This is a genomic window from Anaerocolumna jejuensis DSM 15929 (genome assembly GCF_900142215.1).
Classification (GTDB): domain Bacteria; phylum Bacillota; class Clostridia; order Lachnospirales; family Lachnospiraceae; genus Anaerocolumna; species Anaerocolumna jejuensis.
Map to the genome: position 1 here is coordinate 237,961 of NZ_FRAC01000008.1, position 21,243 is coordinate 259,203.

At 42.1% G+C, this 21,243-nt stretch carries 13 protein-coding genes; all 13 read right to left on the bottom strand.

The genetic code is table 11. From position 1 onward, the window contains the following. Positions 1-43: 43 nt before the first annotated feature. The 13 genes from BUB77_RS07205 to BUB77_RS07265 all read right to left on the bottom strand — a co-directional run bounded on the left by BUB77_RS07205 (position 44) and on the right by BUB77_RS07265 (position 21,239). The gene (locus tag BUB77_RS07205) at positions 44-421 is read right to left on the bottom strand and encodes a VOC family protein (protein ID WP_073274301.1); all 378 of its coding nucleotides are present in this window, start codon (positions 419-421) and stop codon (positions 44-46) included. Positions 422-861: 440 nt separating this feature from the next. Beyond that, positions 862-3,294 (bottom strand): glycoside hydrolase family 94 protein, encoded by a 2,433-nt coding sequence (locus BUB77_RS07210; protein WP_073274303.1) that lies wholly within the window; start codon positions 3,292-3,294, stop codon positions 862-864. 113 nt (positions 3,295-3,407) lie between these two features. After that, on the bottom strand, positions 3,408-9,524 hold the full coding sequence (locus BUB77_RS07215) for a glucoamylase family protein (RefSeq protein WP_073274305.1): 6,117 nt from the start codon (positions 9,522-9,524) through the stop codon (positions 3,408-3,410). A gap of 264 nt (positions 9,525-9,788) precedes the next feature. Beyond that, on the bottom strand, positions 9,789-11,228 hold the full coding sequence (locus BUB77_RS07220) for a serine hydrolase domain-containing protein (RefSeq protein ID WP_073274307.1): 1,440 nt from the start codon (positions 11,226-11,228) through the stop codon (positions 9,789-9,791). A gap of 140 nt (positions 11,229-11,368) precedes the next feature. Continuing rightward, positions 11,369-12,205, bottom strand: a complete 837-nt coding sequence (locus tag BUB77_RS07225; RefSeq protein ID WP_073274309.1) for an NADAR family protein — start codon at positions 12,203-12,205, stop codon at positions 11,369-11,371. Positions 12,206-12,265: 60 nt separating this feature from the next. Further along, positions 12,266-12,769, bottom strand: coding sequence for a kinase (locus BUB77_RS07230; RefSeq protein ID WP_073274601.1), 504 nt, complete (start codon positions 12,767-12,769; stop codon positions 12,266-12,268). A gap of 279 nt (positions 12,770-13,048) precedes the next feature. Further along, on the bottom strand, positions 13,049-13,798 hold the full coding sequence (locus tag BUB77_RS07235) for an SDR family oxidoreductase (protein WP_073274311.1): 750 nt from the start codon (positions 13,796-13,798) through the stop codon (positions 13,049-13,051). A 5-nt stretch (positions 13,799-13,803) separates the two neighbouring features. After that, positions 13,804-15,273, bottom strand: coding sequence for a glycoside hydrolase family 1 protein (locus BUB77_RS07240; RefSeq protein ID WP_073274313.1), 1,470 nt, complete (start codon positions 15,271-15,273; stop codon positions 13,804-13,806). 78 nt (positions 15,274-15,351) lie between these two features. Continuing rightward, positions 15,352-17,244: a beta-glucoside-specific PTS transporter subunit IIABC gene (locus BUB77_RS07245; RefSeq protein WP_073274315.1), complete on the bottom strand. Its 1,893-nt coding sequence runs from the start codon at positions 17,242-17,244 to the stop codon at positions 15,352-15,354. A gap of 135 nt (positions 17,245-17,379) precedes the next feature. Continuing rightward, entirely contained in the window at positions 17,380-18,246 is an 867-nt protein-coding gene (locus BUB77_RS07250; RefSeq protein ID WP_170866605.1) for a PRD domain-containing protein, read from the bottom strand. 278 nt (positions 18,247-18,524) lie between these two features. Continuing rightward, on the bottom strand, positions 18,525-19,220 hold the full coding sequence (locus BUB77_RS07255) for a methyl-accepting chemotaxis protein (protein WP_073274319.1): 696 nt from the start codon (positions 19,218-19,220) through the stop codon (positions 18,525-18,527). Positions 19,221-19,249: 29 nt separating this feature from the next. Then, on the bottom strand, positions 19,250-20,956 hold the full coding sequence (gene ptsP / locus BUB77_RS07260) for a phosphoenolpyruvate--protein phosphotransferase (RefSeq protein ID WP_073274321.1): 1,707 nt from the start codon (positions 20,954-20,956) through the stop codon (positions 19,250-19,252). A 10-nt stretch (positions 20,957-20,966) separates the two neighbouring features. Next, the gene (locus tag BUB77_RS07265; protein WP_073274323.1) at positions 20,967-21,239 is read right to left on the bottom strand and encodes an HPr family phosphocarrier protein; all 273 of its coding nucleotides are present in this window, start codon (positions 21,237-21,239) and stop codon (positions 20,967-20,969) included. Positions 21,240-21,243 lie beyond the last annotated feature (4 nt).

A 21,243-nucleotide genomic window follows, 5' to 3' on the forward strand; every position in this document is an offset into this window, starting at 1 on the left:
TGTAAATTTCTGCTTGGCGGTTATGTGCTCTTCTCAGTTACAATTATGCCTTGTTATCCTGGGAGCAAAGGCAGAATGGATGCCCGGCAGGGTCTAGCATAGTGACCCATTCCTTCCCTCCGGATTGTAATGCCGCCTTCTTCGCACCAAGGGATTGTGCATATTCAACTGCCTCCGCAACATTTGCAACCTGGAAATCAAAATGCATTTGTTTTTGCTGTTTCCCCTCTTCTTCCGGCCATGCGGGCGGAACATAATCCTCTTCTTCCATAAATAAAAATACAATTCCATCTTTACTCAGTGCAGGACGTCCGAACATTATGCTTTTTTCCCATCCCAGCAGTTTGTGGTAAAACTCGCACAGACCTTGTTCATCGTTGCAATCCACCATGATATTTCCAAGGCATATTCCCTTAATCATTAAAATCCTCCTTGTTAATTCTATCCTCTTCTTTAAGCCCTGCCGCTAACGTCCAGAGTTATAAGGAATTATAGTTTTTTATTATAGGTTTTTATATAAATATAGCAAACAATAGTCTGTCCTTCTGCTTAATAAGACTGCTTTTAAGCTGTTTATAGACTGCCCAATAACTGCTTATAAGGCTTATAAGCTGCTTATTATATTACGATATCAGAGGCTATATCATTTCCTCATTTTATTATAATTGTTATATCAAAATATTTCCATTAATATTTAAAAAAGAGGTTAAGTTCATAAGCCTTAGTACCGGCCTATGTTAACTTAACCTGTCTGATTTAATCAGTTTTCACAAAATTGAGTCTACAAAAGTAGAATTTTAGTTTCCTCCAGCCTGAATGCCTCCATCAATCAACAAGGATCAGGAAGAAAAAAGCCGGAAACTATACAATAATCAGGTGCTTTTCTCCGTCATCTGTCAGCAGAACCCTGTTTCCCTGAATTAACAGGCCATCCACAGTAATTGTATCTGTTGTCAGCGTCCCCTTGCTTCTGCTCTCAACGCGGATTTCATAGAGGGAGCTCCCATACTTATATTCAATGGAAAAATCACCGAAGCCTGCCGGTGTTGCCGGATCAATGACAAGCTCATTCCCCTCTTTCCGAATGCCCAAAAACCAGCTTAAAAGCCCCTGATACATCCAGCCTGCGGAACCGGTGTACCAGCTCCAGCCGCCTCTTCCGGTATAGGGCGGACTGAGCGAGATATCCGCTGTCATTACATAGGGCTCCTTCTCATACCGGAGGGCATCCTTCCTGTTTTGCGTAATGTAAATCGGATTAAGTATGGTGAACAGGGTCTGGGCCATATTATAGTCCTGAAGCATCGACGCGGCAATTGCCAGCCAAACCGCCGCATGGGTATACTGGCCTCCGTTTTCCCGGATGCCGGGGATATAATTTTTGATATAACCCGGATTTTTGCTTGTTTTATTAAAGGGAGGTGCCAAAAGCAGGGATAGGGCATCCTCCTCCCTTACCAGATAACGCCATGCCGACTGCATTGCCGTTTTTGCCCGCTCCGTCTTTGCTCCTTTGGATATCACGCTCCAGGACTGGCTGATGGAATCTATCTTGCACTCGTCATTTTCCTTCGAGCCAAGCTTTGAGCCATCATCATAAAAGGCCCGGAGATACCACTCTCCATCCCAGGCATATTCTTCAAGGCTCTGAAGCAGGGCTTCCCGTTTCTGCTCCAGTTCCTGTCCATAGGTCCCGTCGCTTTCCTGATAGCACAAAGGAATGAAGTCGCCCAATACGGTATACAAGAACCAGCCCAGCCAGACACTCTCCCCCTTCCCCAGCATTCCAACCTCATTCATTCCATCATTCCAGTCGCCTCCCCCCATAAGAGGAAGCCCATGCTCTCCGAAGCAGGTCCTGTCGATGGCTTTTTTGCAATGCTCATAAACACTTTCTATACGCTCGGATATTTCCGGGGTAAACATGATATCCTGCTGATTCTCCTGTAGCACCGGGCCTTTGATGTAAGGTACCTGCTCCTTTAAGATTGCAGCGTCCCCGGTGCTTTTGACATACGCAGCAGTGCAGTAGGGCAGCCATAGCAAATCATCGGAGATTCTCGTTCTTACCCCGATACCCATGGGAGGATGCCACCAATGCTGGACATCCCCTTCCTCAAACTGCCTGCTGCAGGCAATCAGGATCTGCCTGCGCAGGATACCGGAGTCCGTAAAGAGAAGTGAAAGGGTATCCTGAAGCTGGTCCCGGTAGCCATAAGCTCCTCCGCACTGATAAAAGCCTGCCCTCGCATTAATACGGCAGGATATGGTCTGATAGAGCAGCCAGCCGTTAACCAGAATATCTAGTGCCCTGTCCTTCGTCTTCACCTGAACTGTCCCCAGCAACCGGTCCCAGTAGTCTTTCACCCTGTCCAGCTCCTTATCGGCAGCGGAGACATCCTTGTACTTATTTCTGATTTGATATATCTCATTTAGGTTGTTGCTCTGTCCGAGCCCAAAAAGCACAGTCTTGCTTTCCTGGGGCTGTATTGCTACGGATACCTGAATTGCTCCGCAGGAATCATAGCACACCCCTGTATTGCAGGATAGCTTGACTTCCGCTCCCCGGGGCTCCCGGATGCTGCCCTTCTGCCCCAGGAATTCCTGCCTGTCACCGGTATAACCGACGATCATCTCGCTGGAGAACAGGTAAGAGTAACTGTTTTGGAAGTTCAGAGTATAGATGTTCTTTGCATATAAATATTCATGCTCATTGTCGTAGGCAGTCAAAATATAGGGGTTGGTACTCTCCCTCTGGGTACCCAGAACCCATTCCACATAATAGGTCAGGCTCAAATATTTTACTTTATCCGAATGGTTTGTCAGCTTAAGGCTCCATAGCTTTAAGGACTCATCCAAAGGTGTAAAAACCGTCAGTTCCTGGTCAAGGAGTTCTTCCTCATGAAGGAACCTGCTATATCCAAAACCGTGTCTTGCCCGGTAAATGCCCCTGTCAGCTCTTCCCAGGGACATGGGCGTCATTACCTCACCGGTTATTTCATCCAGAATATAGATTGCCTCGGAGGCTCTGTCACTTACGGGGTCATTTGACCAGGGCGTAAGCTTATTCTCCCTGCTGTTATTGCTCCAGGTAAAGCCCGCACCCGACTCCGATATCTGAAAGCCAAAGCTCTTGTTTGAGACCACATTGATCCAGGGTGCCGGAGGTCTGTTATTACCCTCCAGCAGAATTTCATACTCTCTGCCCTCACAGGCAAATGCCCCGAAGCCGTTAAAAAATTCATAATTCTCTGTTTCTTTTTCCTGTGTCGTTGGTGCAGATGCTGTGCTCAAAGCCGATACCTCCTTAAAACTTAATCGCTTCCATTGCATATCGCAGACCAGTCTGCGAAAACCTCAATAGAAACCTGATAAATAGAAATTGATAAATGCATCACATTTTTCAACTAATCTTCAAGTAATTCATACTGATTATCTTTTAAATTATTAAAATAAATCCCTGTCTTCTCTGAAAAAACGACCCGCGCTACCGTATACAGCAAATCAATTTCTGCCGGTATCATCTGATACGTATGCAGCATAAAGAAGCTTGGCTTCTCACTTCCGGAATCATAAATCCGAAGAGAGCTTGTCATATCTTTGACTAATTCATCTACCTCCTGCATATAACCGTATTTGGAGTCAATCAGGATAACCAGATCCACCATAACATGGTTGATTCTCAGATATTCGTAGGCCTTTAATACATCCTTCACGATTCTTTCCTCTCCGATGGACCGGACCTTTAAGAGCAGGATGGGGTTATCTCCGGATACGCCGAATTTCCATAAAAAGCTCTGGTTCTTAAAGTTCCGTCTTATATTTTCATCCGGCCCACGGTAAACACCTTCGGAATAGAAGATCGGGCTGATCAGATCCTGAAAAGCGTTCAGCTGGGTTCTGGTAATCTCCAGATACTTTAACTCCAGGTTCTTTTGAAGCCTGAATTTTTCAAGGATATCATCGATCCGGTAGCTTACATTGAAATCACCTGCGATTTTTATTGCTTCCTCCTTGCTGCCGCATACTCCGGTAATGAAAGAAATACAGGCTGTTCCGCCCGGCTCTATGCAAAGCTGGGCCCGAAGGCTCATAATCGGATCATTGCAAAAGCCCGAATTATTGAAAAAGGTAATACTGTTAACCACAGAATCCGGATTCTCCAGAGTATTGTTTCTTCCGATAAACCGTTTTCTGTCATTTTCGTACTCCACTTTTTTGCATAGCTTTGCTCCTGTTCTTACCATATGCATAAGATAAGGATTGTCTTCCTCCTGCTTCCGCCGTCTTTTTGCAAGGAAGATTTCCTGCTCTTCCAGATACTCACTTTCCAGAAAGAGCTTATTGAAGGCAGGATGGCTTAACTCTGCCAGCTGGGCATCATCCACCACCTCCAGATAGCTGGTCACTTCCAGCTGTTTTTCCTCATTTCCGTGATTGGTCAGCGTAACCTTGCGAATCTCAAAATTATGGTCCGCATCCAGGCTGACAATCATGTGGGAGGAGATATCCCCGTCCCTGCGTTTAAATTCTGCCTTGTGGGGACAGAATACGACCTGGTAATCCTCCGGCTCCGTTCTTGTAGGATGATAAGTGGTACTCCAGAGCCTGCCCTGCTTCATATCCTTGATATAGATATAATTACCCGTATTGGCGTAGGTATCCGGCCGCCAGCGGTAAAGCATCCGGTCCTCATATTTACTGAAGCCGTCCCCATCGGAAGTTATCAGCAGTGAATACTTACCGTTTGACAGATAATTTACGACCGGCGAATTCACAGCCGTACTTATGACATACCGGTCACTGTAAATATCTTCTTTAAAGAGGGGCTTTCCGATTTTTATTGTATATCCCTGTTTGGCAATGGAAATCAAATGGGACTGGCGTTTTTCTTCCAGCAGGACTTCTGCGGACTTTATCATCATTTCCTCATGAAATCTCTCCCGAAGAATCCCTTCATTCAGATAATTATTAATCGCAGCCAGATTCATCCCCTGATGATGTGCCATATAGGATTTTACAATGCAATAAGGCGTCAGTTCCACAGAATTCGGCACATTAAAATCAACGGATTCGTAGAACCCATAATCGCCGAAGGCCCCTAATTCCTTCAGCCGCGTAAGGTTCTTCATACATTCCTCTTCTGCGACATCCAGTGCCAGCATCGTTGCATAAGGAGCAACCACCAGGGAGTTCTTGCGGACCGGCTGAAGTCTTATCTTTGGAACACCGAAGGCTTTGTACTGGTAATTTGAGTTCAAGTCAAACCGGTAATACTGGGATTCCGATATGCCCCAGGGTATCTCCGCCTCCTTTGCATACTTCATATGCTGGAGCACCGCTGCCCTGGAGGTCTGTGCGTATACGGAGCCCTCATATTCTTTGAATACAAGATTCGGCATTAAAAATTCGAACATTGTACCGCTCCAGGACACGAAGCATGGAATTCCCTTAACGATGGTCAATGGCCTTCCCAGCTTATCCCAATGCTTGAGCGGCACTTCCCCCATGGCAATGGCAAGGAGGCTTGTGAGGGCCGATTCCGATGCCATCAGGTCATAACAGCCGTCATCCAGGGTATGGGAAGAAACATGATATCCGATGTGGAACAGCATTCTCTTTTCGTTAAATAAAGCACGGAAATCAACACTTGTTAAAATACCGTCTATTTTACTGCTGAGTGCCCTGATTCGGCTGATCATACTATTGGCGCCCTTATTGTCCTCCGCAGCAATATGGCGGAGGGTAGGATAAGAAGAAAAGCTCTCTTCCTTCAGCTTTAAGGCAGAAACTTCGTTTACTATATTGTCAATGAGGCTTATCAGGTACCTGGTGTGACGGTAATCTTCGGCAGGACTGAGCTCCCTGCCGTTTAAGTTCTCCCAGATATCCGCAGCATCCTCCATCAGTTCACCTATCGCCCTGTACCCGTTCTTAAGCTTATTTCCGGCAGGAGTGCCCGTTTTTTGTTCAATTTCCTTATTGCTGTTCTTTACTGCCGCCTTAAGTTCGGACAGAAAGCTGTTAGGATAAACCGGCTTGTCGATTTGCTCCAGAAGGCCGTTTTTCAAAGTAACCAGGTGTCCCAGGAAATTTCCGCTGTCTACGGTCGATATATAGGCAGGCTCCAGCACCTCCAGGGTTCTGATTTGATACCAGTTATAGAGATGTCCCTTCCATTTCGGCATTATCCTTATCGTTTCCAGCAGTTTTTCCGCTGCCTCGACCGTAGAGCTCAAAGTTTCAAACCCCAAATCCCTGGCTGACAGGATTGCAAGAAACTGAAGTCCGATATTGGTGGGAGATGTTTTATCACTGACCTTTTCAACCATTGAAATCTGGTAATTATCCGGGCAGAGCCAGTTATTTTCCTTTACTGAAAGCTCCTTAAAAAACTGCCAGGTTCTGCGGGCAGTATCCAAAAGCAGCTCACTATCCTCTGCTTTATCCCTCGTATGAGGCTCTTTTTTCGGCTGGCTGATTCGGTATGCAATTTCAAAGGCAAAGCCCCAGTCGGCAATAAGGATTGCTGCCAGAATCATTCCTGCCGGAGTCAAATATCCCAAAAATAAAATTACCGCAAGGACAGCCGCCGGAAGAAGGGAACTCCACATGGTAAGAAAATATCCTTTTCTGGAATTGATAATGGAGGAATCCACTGCTTCCGCCGTATTCCAGCGAAGCAGGTTTTTTTTGCTGATAAAGAGCCGGTACATAGTTCTGACAATGGCATCCGAAGCGACATAGGCCCGGTAGGGAGTGATTGTAAACTCCAGGAATGCTCTTTCGAAAATTGTAACAATATCCTTTAAAAAGCTTTTATATACAAGGGCAAGCTGCGGCCGGACAAGCTTCTGGGTAATCACTGCAAGCAATAAAATAACCAGGTTAAAGATATCAGTAAAAAAGACCAGGGGCAGCCAAAGGTAATATGCTTTTGGCATCCAAGCCAGATTCAGCAGGATGAACAGAGTCTTACTCAGAGGGACCAGGCTTCGTCGCAGGTTGTCAAAGATTTTCCACTTTGCCAGGGCACTCAGGCTTTTCCCGTCCAGGGTCTTCTTCATAAACAGCCAGGGCAGCAGCTGCCAGTCCCCGCGCAGCCAACGGTGCTCTCTTTTTGTAAAGGATAAAACACTGTTGGGAAAACTGTCCATAATCTTGGCACTGCTGGAAAAAGCCGTTCGTGCATAACAGCTTTCAAAAAGGTCATGACTCAGAATCCGGTTTTCCGGTACCTTATTACGTAGCACCTGATGGAAGGCCTTTATATCATAGATGCCCTTTCCTGTATAGATACCCTCGTTGAAAATATCCTGGTAGATATCCGATATGACGGCTCCATAGTGGGAAAGGCCCGATTCTCCTTCAAAAATTTTTGTAAACCTGCTGCCGTTCTTACCGACAATATGATTTCTTACCGAGGGCTGAATAATGATATAGCCCTCCTTCACCTTTTGCCCTGCGGAATCCAGAATAGGTTTATTCAAAGGATGATCAAGGAGTCCGACCAGCTTCGCAGCATTGTCACGGATGAGATTCGTATCTGCATCCAGCGTAATGGCATACCGGAAAGTGGTTAGAAGCTCCTCGTCACAATAAATGGAGGAAAAGGTGGTATCCTCTTTTTTTGCTCCATTTAAAAGATTGTTGAACTCTTCCAGTTTTCCTCTTTTGCGTTCCCAGCCCATATAACAGTTCTCCGCCTTATTCCATTTACGGCAGCGGAAGAACAGGGAAAAGCGCTGGTGCTCCGACGGATAGAGCTCATTCAGTTCCTTCATCCGTGCAGCCAGGGCACTTTCAATCACCTGGTCCTTCGGCATAGACTGCTCCGCGGAATCCTCAAAATCAAAAAGTAATGCAAAGTACAGATTCGGCTGCCGGTTTGCCAGATAATGCTTTTGAAGACGGTCCATATATTCCAGTCCCTGTTTCTTCGAGGAGACGATAACCGGCATTACCACAAAGGTTCTTGCTTCCTCCGGTATTTCCTTCAAATAGTCCAGGGAAGGAATCTTCTTCACCTTAATTCTTCTGGTAAATATAAAATTTGTAACCTCTATGGATATACCCAGCAGCAGCGGCATTACCGCCAGAAGGGTAATTACATACCGGCTGGTATGCTCCATGCCTCCAAGGGTCCGGAAGGCATAAAGGAGACAGGCACTCAGTCCCAGAATAATAAGGAAAAGGGAAAGGAAATAAAGAAAGCCCTTTACGTTCCTTTTATTCTTAATGCTTTGGGGGGCTGTTTTCCCTAATGTCTTTGCTTTCAGAATCGGAAAACCCTTGCCCAAAAGATAGGCTCCCACATGATGGGAACAATGCAGGCCTTCCCTTCCCTGAATCGCCAGCTCCAGGCAGTCCTTTGCTATTTTTTCTTCCTGCAGCCGGTAACGAAGGGATAATTTAACGATAACCTCCCGGTACATTCCCCTGGCTTCCAAGTCCATCTTTGAATAGACACCATCCGGATCCTGTGACAAAATATGCTCCAGACAGGAATATTCCTCAAAGAATTTTTCCTCATCCAATTCATTGATATCCCTCAGACTGACAATTAAAGTCCTGATATTGGTCTCAAGAAAGGCTTCCAGCTTTCCCTCCTCCATGAATATGTCGGAGGTCTTTACCTGTCTGCCCAGGGAATTAAAATGATATTCCAGATATCTTTGAATGGAAGCTTCATCAAAGGACATATTCTTCAGCAGATATATTACATGGGCATGGAACGAGAAGTTCAGCCTCTGGTTATCCTCTGTATCACAAAGCAGTGCTGATATATCGTCCAGCCCCTGTTTATTATTAAGCTTATCCCGCAGAAATTTCTCCGCCTTTGACTTCACATCAATCATCTGTAGAATTTCATCCGCAATTACAATGATTTCTTCAAGGAGGCAAAAGCCCAGCACTTCCGGCAAGACCCAGATTTCCTTGTCCGTAAGCGGTATCTTCTGCTGGTAAGCCTTCAGCATCACGGAAATACTTTCTTCATTCAGATGTCCTCCGGAAAGTGCCACCATCTTCTTAGCCACAACATAGATACGGGGAAAGTTGCGGTATTCCTTTGCCTTCAGAATCGGCAGTACGGCATAGCTCGTTCCCGAGGTACGCACTTTTTTAATTTCACGGTACATCATCTGGAAATTGTCAAAGAGCCACCGAGCTGCCGGAATCATGGAAATGATATCGGTGGACAGGGCAGAGATGCTTTTCCTGATTTTATTCAGTTTTTTATAGGCCGCCTGATTATAGTCATTAAGAACAAAGCTGTATCCGATAAGTCTGGCCTGACTGTGGCTTTCCGCCAGATCAAGCATCTGTTTCTCCCATTCCCCCGGGCCCGGTTTATCTCCGTCTCCCAGGGAATAAATCGGAAACTTTACTTTCTTACCAAAGTGATAGAACCGATAATACAGCATCAATAGAACAAAACAGATCAATGCAAGCAGTATCAATAATACAACCAGCAGAAACGGTGAATTTATATAAAAATTTATTCCTTCCAACAAGATCAGCAATTGAAGCTCCTCCTTATTAAGAAATCCATCAGACAGAATGGCCTTTTTACAGATAGCATGTCTGTTTTATAATAAAAAAATAGCACAATATTATATTGTGCCATTTTTCATATTTTTTATTAATTTCCCGTCAGATTTGTTAAATTTTTATGAACTCCTTTTTCTGGAAGCTTCAGCTGCAATTTATATTTACTCCGCGTTTACAATTGGGCTGTATCTATTAACTGCACTTACATTGTTGTATCTGTTACTACCCCAAAACTATTATATTTTAACGAACTTAAGTGGCATTTCAATCTGTGCTTCAAGGTGCAAGGTCAGGTTTTTTCTCTCCTCACTGAAGGCAAATCTGAACTTTGTATTAACAGGAGTCTCATAGTGCCAAATGCTGGCTGCAAATTCTTCATGATTCCATTCACCATAGCAGACAGCTCTGTAATAGGCGCCTGGTTCCCAGAACGGTTTTGCGGTTTCCACCCATTGTTTTTGTACAAAACGAATCACATATAAGGGCTGATGGCTTTCATCGTTATAAATTGCAAGAAGACACTCCCCATTTTCAAAATCAAAATCGACTCTGTTTATCTTGAAATCATCCGGTGCCTTTGTATCGGAAGAAAGCCTGTAAGCCCCCCGGAAGGACGGATAGGGTTCGGCATTTTCGTTCACCTGCAGGTGTGTCTGCCTGGTCCCAAACTCAACCAATTTGCTGTAATCATCACATTGAGGCAAAACATTTCCTCCGCCCAGGCATGGAAGGAGTTCACTCCAGATAAGCTTCATAAATTTGCCCATGTCAACGTTGCTGGTTACGGCAATAACACTATTCTGATCAGGCATGACAATACAGTATTGTCCGTACATGCCATCCCCACGGTATACTCCTTCGGGTACACACCTCCAGAACTGGTAGCCGTAGCCCTGAGCCCAATCACTATCGGCTTCGTCTCCGTTATTGATTTGCTTGGAGGTCGCTTCTTCCACCCAGCTTTCAGGTACGAGCTGCCGGCCGTTGAATTTCCCCTTTTGCAGAAGCATTTGTCCGAAAACAGCAATGTCCTCAGTTTTGATATTTAGTCCAAAGCCGCCAAAACTGATTCCTAATTTATCCTCATCCCAGACAGGATCGATACCCAGAGGCTCAAATAACCTCGGTGTGAGGTAATCCACAAGCTTTTGCCCGGTCAGTCTGGTAATTATTGCAGAGCACATATATGTAGCAAGTGTATTGTAAAAAAAGGCGCTCCCCGGCTCATTTTTGACATGAGAGCTTAAAAATCCGAGAATGTTGTTAGACTTTTCATCATCCCATACCCAATTTTCATAGGTCATTCCAGTTCCCATTGTGAGGAGGTTTTTTACGGTCATTTTCCTCATCTTTTCGTCAACCTTTTCACCCAGTTCCTTCATTTCATCTGCGAAGATGTCAGCAATCAGCGTACCTGTGGTCAGCAAACCTTCCTCGATAGCCAAACCAATTGCCATGGAGGTAAAGCTTTTGCTGAGAGAAAACAATTGATGCCTGTACTGAGCTGCATATGGCTTCCACCAACAATCGGCGATATTTTTACCATTCTTGAGCAGCATAAACGAATGAACCTCAAAACCCTGCTCATTTACCCTGTTTAAAAAATTCAGAATCGCGGAGGATGGGATTCCCTGTGATTCCGGTGTAGCTTTTTCAAGTCTCATATTAATTACCATGCCTTTCTCACTGTTATAGTTCATTTCCTATTCAATTGTTCTGATAAGCTTAAAAGCTTAATTACTTTTATTATACATGCTTCTTCATAATATTTCCATTTATATTTAAATAGTAAATTTAAACACTGGCTTTCCTGCGGTTAAGTCAGCTTAACATCTATCTCATTTTCAAATCTCCGCAATCGTTCTATTTCGTCTCTCACTTCCATTAAAGCAAACCCTAAAAAATTCGTGCCTCTCCAATGATTGATATTACATGCCAAAGCTTCTTCAGCATTCATTCCTATGCCCCATATGGAATCATATGGACTGGCTTCGGCCAGTAAGCTGTCACCTGTGCCAAGCAGATATTTTCTTAACTCTTCCAATTGAGAAAACTTATAATAATTACCAGTTAGAACAATAGGAATCCTAAATCTGCTCCATAGCTCTTCATCAAATCCTTTAACCTCTCTTCCCAATTGTTTAATGACACTTTGTTCTTTCGCTTCCATTATTTTCTGAGATGTTTCATTATCGCCAAACAACAGTGCCTTCTTAGACATCATATACTGTTCCATACAGCAATACGCAATATGTCCCACATAAAATTCTGCCATATACCACTGGCTCAGACATTCCTTGCCTATGACACCCTTCTTATTGGGATGATGTCCCCAGAAGAAAATATTTTCTCGTTCGATGCCGGCTTCTTTTTCCTCCTGTATCCCAGCAGCAGAATATACCATCGAATCGTTGTTATGCCACTTATATGTCCAAAAATCATTGCAGCGCTTTAAGTTATACTCTGACAGGCTCCAGCAAACAGGTGCGGGAAACTTTTTATGAAATTCCGTTTTCTCCTCTTCGCTTAATGAATAAAACCAACTAAAAAATACTTCTCCATAGGATTCCCCATACCCCATTCTCCAGCCAATACTGCCATCTGGAATATGTGGATACTTTAGCCATAAAGGTGCCATAAATTTAGAGTTCATCCTATTTCCCCCTCAACATTCCGCTTGTTATTGTCTCATTTCATTGATAAGTCATTTCATTTAAGCATTCATTACATCTTGGTAAATCATATCCACTGCGCTATCCAGGCTAAAATCAGCAGTTATTATTTTTTCAGGAATTATGCCGATATAATCTTTTTCATTCCACCAATCTTTCATTTCTTCTTTTCCAAACTCATGGCAATTTGGCTTCGTTTGATGGCGTATCAGAGTTTCTTCAAAAGGTATTTCATAATAGTAAGCATAAATACGGAGATCAAATTCTATTTTGATTTGCTCAAACAGTTCTTTATACCAGGCTGCCTTTAAAATCCCTTCCAGTATAACAACATCACAATTTTCCCTGCCATACTTTACGAGTTCTAAAAGTAAAGGAAGTGCTTTTGTTCCTATTCCATCTTTTACCCATAACATTTCTCTTCTAATCACATCCTGTGATAGAAGTAACGTACCCTGTCCAAATTTATTCTGCAGAGATTTTGCTGCCGTTGATTTACCGCTTCCCGAGTTCCCTCTGAGAATGATTATTTTTGACTTATTCATAATTGCTACCTCTATAATAAACATAATGAAAAGTATACCGCTCCCTGCAATTGAAAAAGCTTGCAAATCCTTCAGCTTCTTCACATACTTATTTTCCTTCATTATACACGTTTCTACAAAATACTTCCATATATAATTAAAAAGGTTAAGATAGTCTTCTTAAATGCTATCGTGCCAAAAAAGACAGAACCAATAGAAAATAAACTGGCTCTGCCTTTTATTAAAATCAACAATATCCCTTCTTGACCTGAGAGTATTTGATATTTAATTTACTTCTCTTTATTTACCTAGCTTTTTCGCAGGTGATATTATTATTTCATCTACAGATGCGCTTTCCGGCTGACTTATGGCAAATAGCACTGCCTCTGCCACATCTTCCGGCGATAAACCTTTTGTTTTCGTAAATTCATTTAGTTCATCCCTCAAAGCAGTATCACTGATATGAGAAACCAGTTCCGTATCTACCGGTCCCGGTGCAACATTGGTAATCCGGATATTCTTATCGGTAGACTCTTCTTTCCTGAGTCCGTCAGAGATTGCCCTTACTGCAAATTTGGTGCCCGAATAAACCGCTGAATTTGCCATTACACGATAGCCGGCAGTGGAATTCGTATTTATAATGAGCCCATAATTTTGTTCTCTCATGACCGGAAGCACGGCTGCCATTCCATATAGCACTCCCTTTATATTAATATCAATCATTTTCATCCATTCATCCACCTTTAACTCATGCAAAGGTGACAACAGCATTACACCTGCATTGTTAAACAGCACATCCACTTTCCCATATGCCTTGACAGCTGTTTTTACCATCCGAAGCATATCTTCATACCGAGAGACATCAACTACTTCATAAATCGCCTCCTTACCGGATTTTCTGAGCTCCTCCGCAATCTTCTCCAGCCTGTCTTTTCTCCTGGCACCCAACACTACCTTAGCACCATGGGAAGCCAGCAATTTAGCAGTTGCCTCTCCAATACCGCTGGAAGCACCGGTTATCAGAACAACCTTTCCCTCTAAATCCTTCATATGAACTACTCCTTTGTTAAGTCTTCCCCATTACTGGCAATGACCTTTTTATACCAGTAAAAGGAATCCTTTTTATAACGCTGTAAGGTTCCGTTTCCGTAATCATCCTGATCAACATAAATATACCCATACCGCTTGCTCATTTCAGAAGTTCCCGCACTGATAAGATCAATACATCCCCAGGTAGTATAGCCTAGCAATTCTACCCCGTCTTTTACAGCTTCTTTCATTTGAGTGATATGTTTTGCAAGATAATCAATCCGGTAAGGATCATGTACCTTTCCATCTTCCAGCTTATCATATGCTCCCAGGCCATTTTCTACAATGAATAACGGAACATTATAACGGTCGTAAAGACGATTTAAAGTAATACGCAGGCCGATAGGATCAATGGGCCAATTCCATTCTGACAATTCTAAATAAGGATTCTTTAAAGTACCAATTAAATTTCCTGATGTTTCGGATTTTGCCGGCTCACTACTTGCCAGGTATGTCATATAATAGCTGAAAGCAACATAATCGGCGGTATAGCAGGCCAAAATTTCTTCATCCCCTTTTTCTGTTTGAAGATGGATATTATGCTCCTCAAAATATCTCGTCATATAGTTTGGATACTTTCCTCTTACCATGACATCCGTATAAAATACATTCAGCTGATCTTCCTGTATGGCTTTAAGCATATCCTCCGGTCTGCAGGTAGCCGGATAAGTTTCCAGTCTTGCAATCATACATCCGATTTTTGCATTGGGAGCAGCTTCACGGGCATATTTTGTTGTTAAAGCACTTGCCAGAAATTGATGATGGGTTGCCTGATATTTCACTTCCAGGTTACTTCTTGAGGATTTTTCCGGAAAGAGTCCTCCTCCTGTATAAGCACTGGCCAGCATCATATTAATTTCATTAAAGATTATCCAGTATTTCACTTTATCTTTAAAACGGTCCAGAAGCGTTTTTGTATATTTAACAAAATAATCTACCAGCTCCCGGCTTTCCCAGCCATTATATTTTTTGGTTAATTCAATTGGAATCTCATAATGAATCATTGTTACCAAAGGTTCAATCCCATTAGCTAAAAGTTCGTCAAATACGGCATCATAGAATTTAAGACCTTCCTCATTGGGCTCTTCCTCCATACCGGTCGGAAAAATACGCGGCCAGGATATGGACATTCTAAATGTCTTGAACCCCATTTCTGCCATAAGCTTAATATCTTCTTTATACTGATGATAAAAATCAATTCCTCTTCTTTTCGGAAAATTTATATTGGACTCATCTTCCAGGTATTGATTAAGCTGATCATAGGTTACGTCCATTGTTTGAATGTCATTCCTTCGGTCCTTTTTCTCTATGAATTTTACAAAATCCAGAGTTGATAATCCCTTACCGCCGACATTATAAGCGCCCTCACATTGATTGGATGCGGTTGCACCTCCCCACAAAAAATCCTTTGGAAATCCTTCCACTTTATTAAACATATTTTCTTCCTCCTTACTATCAAACCTTGTTTACTATTCATTTATTTCAAATCCCGAACCGGGATTATCCAACGAAAATTATTTTAAAATTGTTAATAGCTCATCCCCTGCCTGTACTGTTCTATTTTTGTTAGAAGCTAATACATCCAGGTAATCCCAGGTATTTGTAACAATTATAGGTGTCACCAAAGAATACTTTTCTTCTTCTATTGCTTTTTTATCAAATTGGATCAGCAAATCGCCCTTTGCTACCTCCTGGCCCTGTTTTACAAAGGCTTCAAAATATCTGCCCTTCAGATTTACGGTATCCATGCCTATATGGATCAATAACTCTGTACCTTCATTCGAAACAAGACCTATGGCATGCTTTGATTCTACAAGCGCAGCTACCTTACCATCAAATGGTGCGCAAATCCTTCCTTCCTCCGGAAGTACGGCAATCCCTTTTCCCATTTTTTCTTCGGCAAACGTCGCGTCGGGAACTTCCTTTAGTGATACAACCCTGCCTTTTAATGGGCTTGTAATACTAATTTTAGTATTCATACTTGCCTCTTCCAAAACTGCTCCTTTAAAGGAAGCTTCCTTTTTAATTTTCTCTGCTTCGGTATCTTTCTGGGTTTCCTGTACATCCTCAAATCCAAGTATCATAGTTAAAATAAAAGCAAGAATAAAGCTTGCCGCCACACCAATCACGGCAACCATAAGATTTGCCATAGTACCATCAGGGCTTACACATACGGATAATGCAATGAGTCCTGGGGCAACAAATCCATAATATTTAATACCTATGGTCAACGCTGCCGCACTGACTATACCGCCGGATATCATGGATGCAATCAGGGGTTTCTTCAATTTCAGATTTATGCCGTATAAGGCAGGTTCCGTAGTGCCCAGGGTAGCAGCAATACCTGAAGATATTGCCACACTCTTAAAGCTTTTATTTTTAGTCTTAAGTGCTACGGCAAAAGCAGCTCCCGCCTGTGCCAGATTCGAAAACAGACCAATGGGAAAGAATCCGTTATCATAACCATATTTACTGATATTTTGGAATAATACAGGAAAATACGCATAATGCATTCCTGTCATAATAATTAAAGGATAAACCGCTCCAACAATAAGTCCTGCAGCCAAAGGCCATCTGGTAAATAAGTAAGTACTGGCAATCGCAACATAATTACCGGCATAAGAACCTAACGGTCCTAAAATAATAAGCAGAACAGGTGTAGTAATCATCATTGACAATAGCGGAGTCAATACCAGCCTAAGTGCTTTTGGTATAAATTTATCAATTAAGCGATAAACATAACTCATTAGCCAAACGCCTAAAATAATCGGTATAACAGACGTTGAATAGGTTACGATGGGAATCTTAAAAACCCCCAGAAATTTAATAGGTTCCGTGGCATTTATAAGTGTCGGATATAACAGAATACCTGCCAGAGACAAGCCTAAAAATTCATTTAATTTAAACTTTCTGGATGCGGATACCGCCAGCAAAAAAGGCAGGAAATAAAAGGCCGCATCAGAGATCATATTTAAAACGGCATATGTACCGCTCGTATCGGTGAGTATCTTAAAATACAGGAGCAGAGCCATAATTCCTTTCATAACACCAGCTCCAACAACAGCCGGTACTACAGGCGTAAATATTTGGGATATCGTATCTATTATGGCATCCAGTATTTTGCCTTTTTTCTTATACTTTGAAGCATCCGATATATCATGAAAATGCAGTTCCTTATCTAAAATTTCAAAAACATTGTCTACATGAGGTCCTAAAATAATCTGAAACTGTCCATTTTGAAACTGTGCGCCAACTACACCGTCCACCTTTTTCATTCGTTCCACATTTGCTTTTTTTTCATCCTTTAAATACAGTCTGACTCTCGTTATACAATGCAGGCCATTTATTATATTTTCTTTACCGCCCGAATACTCAATTATCTTTCTAGCAATTTCATTATAATCCATATTCTTTTCCCTTCATGATTATTAGCAGCGAGCCTGATCAGACAGACTCAGAATAGTTTACGGGATAAATTTCTTTCAAATCAAAATAAAAAACCCGAAAAACATCTATCAATAAACTCATAGTTGTTTTCCGGGTTAAGCCTGTAAGTGTAACTCCCCTTTTAGCTGTGACAGCATCTTTTGTATATGAAGTACCAAATAAAATTCCTCACTGTCACTATAAACCATATTATATTTTTCTTTTAACAGAGTATTTATTTTCTGAACACAATAATATGCTTTTTCATATTTTGTTTTCACCATATCATACAGTTCAAGCACATCATCATCTATCATTTGCTCCTTGCTTAACTGCCGTATCACAAAATAACGAAGATGTACTACAAATCTGCAATAAGTCGTAGCGGATTCGTCTATTTTGATCCTCAGCTCATCTTTGACTACCTGTATAACTTCCTGCAATATCCTGCTCAGCTTTAAGGTGTCTGAAATATCCTCGTATTCTGTCTGAGAATTGACGAAATGCAAGGCAATAAAGATGGTTTCTTCTTTTGGGAGAATGACGTTCAGTGTACTTTTTATATAATCCAACGCCTTGGAACCCGCTTCATATTCCTTCGGATAAATGTATCTGATCTCATGTCCCAGGGGACTTGGCATCACCATATTTGTATTGGTTCTTTGTATGGCAAAATGTATATGGTCCGCCAAAGTAATCAACAGCATAGGGTTCAATTTTGTATTTAATACTGCCTGTGCCATTTCCATAATCTTATTAGTTACCTGTATTAGATCGATAGGAATATCTTTTAATATTTTAATCATTCTTTCTTCCTGCGAATTTTCAGCACAATAAAATATTTTAGATATCTTAGACTGATCGACCATATCTCCGGCTTTTTTCGAAAACCCTATTCCATTTCCGACAATAACCATTTCTTTTCCCTGTTCGTCAACAGCAGAAACAATATTATTATTGAAAGCTTTCTGAACCCTCAACAAAACCACCTCCACAAAAAAAATCCAAAGCAAATAAATGCACTTGACAGAATACATTTATCACTTTGGTTATGCCTTTCGTAACACCCCAATTTAATTATATATAAATGTTAACACTATATTATCTTTTTGTCAATACCATTACCCCTTGATTTCCTGCAGTTTTACTGTCCAAATCCTCTTACCAGTTACATTGTAAGAAACAACTTTTAGGACTAGGCAGCACAATAAGAACGAATAATAAATCCTATTCATTTTTAAAATGTCCGAGTCCAATTACATCAAATAATTACCCTTACATTTTTTATTACAGAAAAAACCTTCTCCATAGAGGCAGACAGATTCATTACCTGATTTGAAACATCTTCAATATTATCAAATATACTGTTAAAAGCTTCTCCCGCTATTGTAATCTGTGACTGCCCCAATTCCACATCATTGTTTACTACGTTTATAATTTCTCCCGTATGGTTTATTTCTGCCTGTATAGAATATATCAGTTCTCCGATTTCTTTCGCAGCATCGGACGATTGCTCTGCCAATTTTCTGACTTCACCGGCAACAACGGTAAAGCCTCTTCCCTGTTCGCCTGCCCGCGCAGCTTCTATGGCTGCATTAAGCGCTAAGAGATTCGTCTGCTTTGCAATCCTGGTAATCATTTCAACAATATTCATGATACCCTTCGATTTTACTTCCAGTACCTGAATTGCCTCTATGACCGACATGAAATTTTCCCTTATTGCAGTCATTTGATTAATTCCCTTATTAATGACCTGATTACCTTCTTCTGCTTTTGAGGAAGCTTCAACAAATGATTCCACCACCTCCTGTAAATTTGTATCAACTTCTGTTATTAACGAATATACAAGTTCATTTTGCTGTGTAACCTGAATCGATTCCGATTCCTTTGACTCCGCTTCCTCTGTTCTCATCCCGTCTGATACCACTATATTATTTTCAGGACTTTCCTGATTCATAACCTTAGCCTCCCCATTTTTCCACCAATTTATCTGCAGTGTTTTAAAGCTTCTTCTATTTCGTTTCCGGTACGTAATAAAAATATTTTTTTCACTAAATTCTCACAATCCGCTTTTGAAAGCCCTTGGATCTGTTCTCTTATGGGAAGAATAGAAACCGGTGACATACTAAGCTCATCCAGTCCCAGACCCACCCAAATTGGGAGCAGTGCCTTATCCGCTGCAGCTTCTCCGCAGATACCTGCCCATATTCCATTTTCGTGAGCACTATCCACGATCTTTTTAACCAATCGGAGTACCGCCGGATCATACTGGGAGTATAGATGAGCGACCTTCCCGTTCATACGGTCGACCGCCATGGTGTACTGAATCAGATCGTTGGTTCCGATGCTGAAAAAATCAACTTCCTTTGCAAAAACATCCGCCATCAGGGCAGCAGCAGGTGTTTCCATCATCATTCCGACCGGTACGCTTTCATTGAAAGCAGCACCTTCTCTTCTTAATTCCCCTTTTACTTCCTCCAGTATCTGTTTCGCCTGCACCAATTCCTCTATGGATACGATCATGGGAAACATAATATGGATATTGCCAAATTCACTTGCCCGGAGCAAGGCTCTTAGCTGGACTTTCCAGAATGGTACACGGTCCAGGCAGAGGCGGATGGCCCGATAACCCAAAAAAGGATTTTCTTCCTTGGGTATCCTAAGATAATCAACTTCCTTATCTCCTCCGATGTCCAAGGTCCGGATAACAACCGGTCTGCCCTGCATTTTTTCCGCAGTTTCTTTATATGCGGCAAACTGCTCCTCTTCTGTCGGTGAATCCTCCCTGTTCATATACAGGAATTCCGTCCGGAACAGTCCGATACTTTGTCCGTCCTGCTGCTGCACTTTATCCGCATCCTCCGGAGCCCCTATATTTCCTGCCAATAAAACCTCATAACCATCCTTCGTAATGGATTTTGTTCCTTTTAACTTTTCCAGCCGAAGCTTCTTTTGACGGAAAGTTTCCTGTTTCTCTCGGTAATCCTCAAGGATTTCTTCCGTTACCTCCAGCTCTATATTTCCTTCTTCTCCATCGAAAGCCAGCAGCTGTCCGTTATTTACAAGGGAAGTAATCCGGGGACAGATACAGAAAGGAATGCCAAGCATCCTGGCTATAATAGCTGCATGGGAAGTCGGACCTCCGGTTTCATTAATGATTCCCAAAACAAGCTCGGGTTTCATCTGCGCCGTGTCGGAGGGTGCCAAATCATCCGATATCATTATGGAGGGTTCCGTAAGCTTAAGAGAACCCGCATTTACATCCCCTTTCAGTATCCTGATTACCCTGCCGCTGATATCTTTAATATCCATTGCCCTTTCCCGCATGTATTCATCATCCATGGCTTCAAAAATCTTAACAAAGTTATCCCTTACCGTTTTGACCGCCCATTCCGAAGTACAGCCCGACTCTTCCAGAACACTTTCTACGCCCTTAACAAATTCCGTATCATTTAGCATTTCTATATGGGCTAAAAATATAGAAGCCTCCTGCTCCCCCTTCGAATGAAGCATTTCCTGATAAATTTCTTCCACTTGTTTTACTGCCAGCTCTCTGGAAGCCTGGAATCTTTTCTTTTCCTCGTCTTTGCTTTCCGCCTTTGTAAAGGTTATTTCCTCTGAAACTGCCTTTTTTAAATATACCTTACCGATTGCTATCCCAGATGAAATGGGAACTCCCTTTATGGTATTCATATCTGATCTCCTATTCCCCGCAACCACTCTTTACAAACTCTTCAATTGCTTTAATTGCTTCCTTTTCATCTTTTCCTTTCGCTTCAAAGGTCAGCTCATCACCCTTTACCGCTCCTAAAGCCATGACAGATAAAATGCTTTTTGGCTGGTGCTTTTCGGAAGCATTTCCATTTTTATAAAAATCAATATCACATTCAAATCCTTTTACCAGTTTGGTAAGTAAACTTGCCGGCCTTGCATGTAATCCTACCGGATTTGTTACGGTTACTGTTACTTTTTCCATAGTA

Coding starts and splice junctions, on each gene's coding strand:
- BUB77_RS07235 (WP_073274311.1), bottom strand. CDS start 13,798: ATGAAGGATTTAGAGGGAAAGGTTGTTCTGATAACCGGTGCTTCCAGC.
- BUB77_RS07245 (WP_073274315.1), bottom strand. CDS start 17,244: ATGGATTATAATGAAATTGCTAGAAAGATAATTGAGTATTCGGGCGGT.
- ptsP (WP_073274321.1), bottom strand. CDS start 20,956: ATGAATACCATAAAGGGAGTTCCCATTTCATCTGGGATAGCAATCGGT.
- BUB77_RS07225 (WP_073274309.1), bottom strand. CDS start 12,205: ATGAACTCTAAATTTATGGCACCTTTATGGCTAAAGTATCCACATATT.
- BUB77_RS07240 (WP_073274313.1), bottom strand. CDS start 15,273: ATGTTTAATAAAGTGGAAGGATTTCCAAAGGATTTTTTGTGGGGAGGT.
- BUB77_RS07205 (WP_073274301.1), bottom strand. CDS start 421: ATGATTAAGGGAATATGCCTTGGAAATATCATGGTGGATTGCAACGAT.
- BUB77_RS07220 (WP_073274307.1), bottom strand. CDS start 11,228: ATGGTAATTAATATGAGACTTGAAAAAGCTACACCGGAATCACAGGGA.
- BUB77_RS07255 (WP_073274319.1), bottom strand. CDS start 19,220: ATGAATCAGGAAAGTCCTGAAAATAATATAGTGGTATCAGACGGGATG.
- BUB77_RS07230 (WP_073274601.1), bottom strand. CDS start 12,769: ATGAATAAGTCAAAAATAATCATTCTCAGAGGGAACTCGGGAAGCGGT.
- BUB77_RS07265 (WP_073274323.1), bottom strand. CDS start 21,239: ATGGAAAAAGTAACAGTAACCGTAACAAATCCGGTAGGATTACATGCA.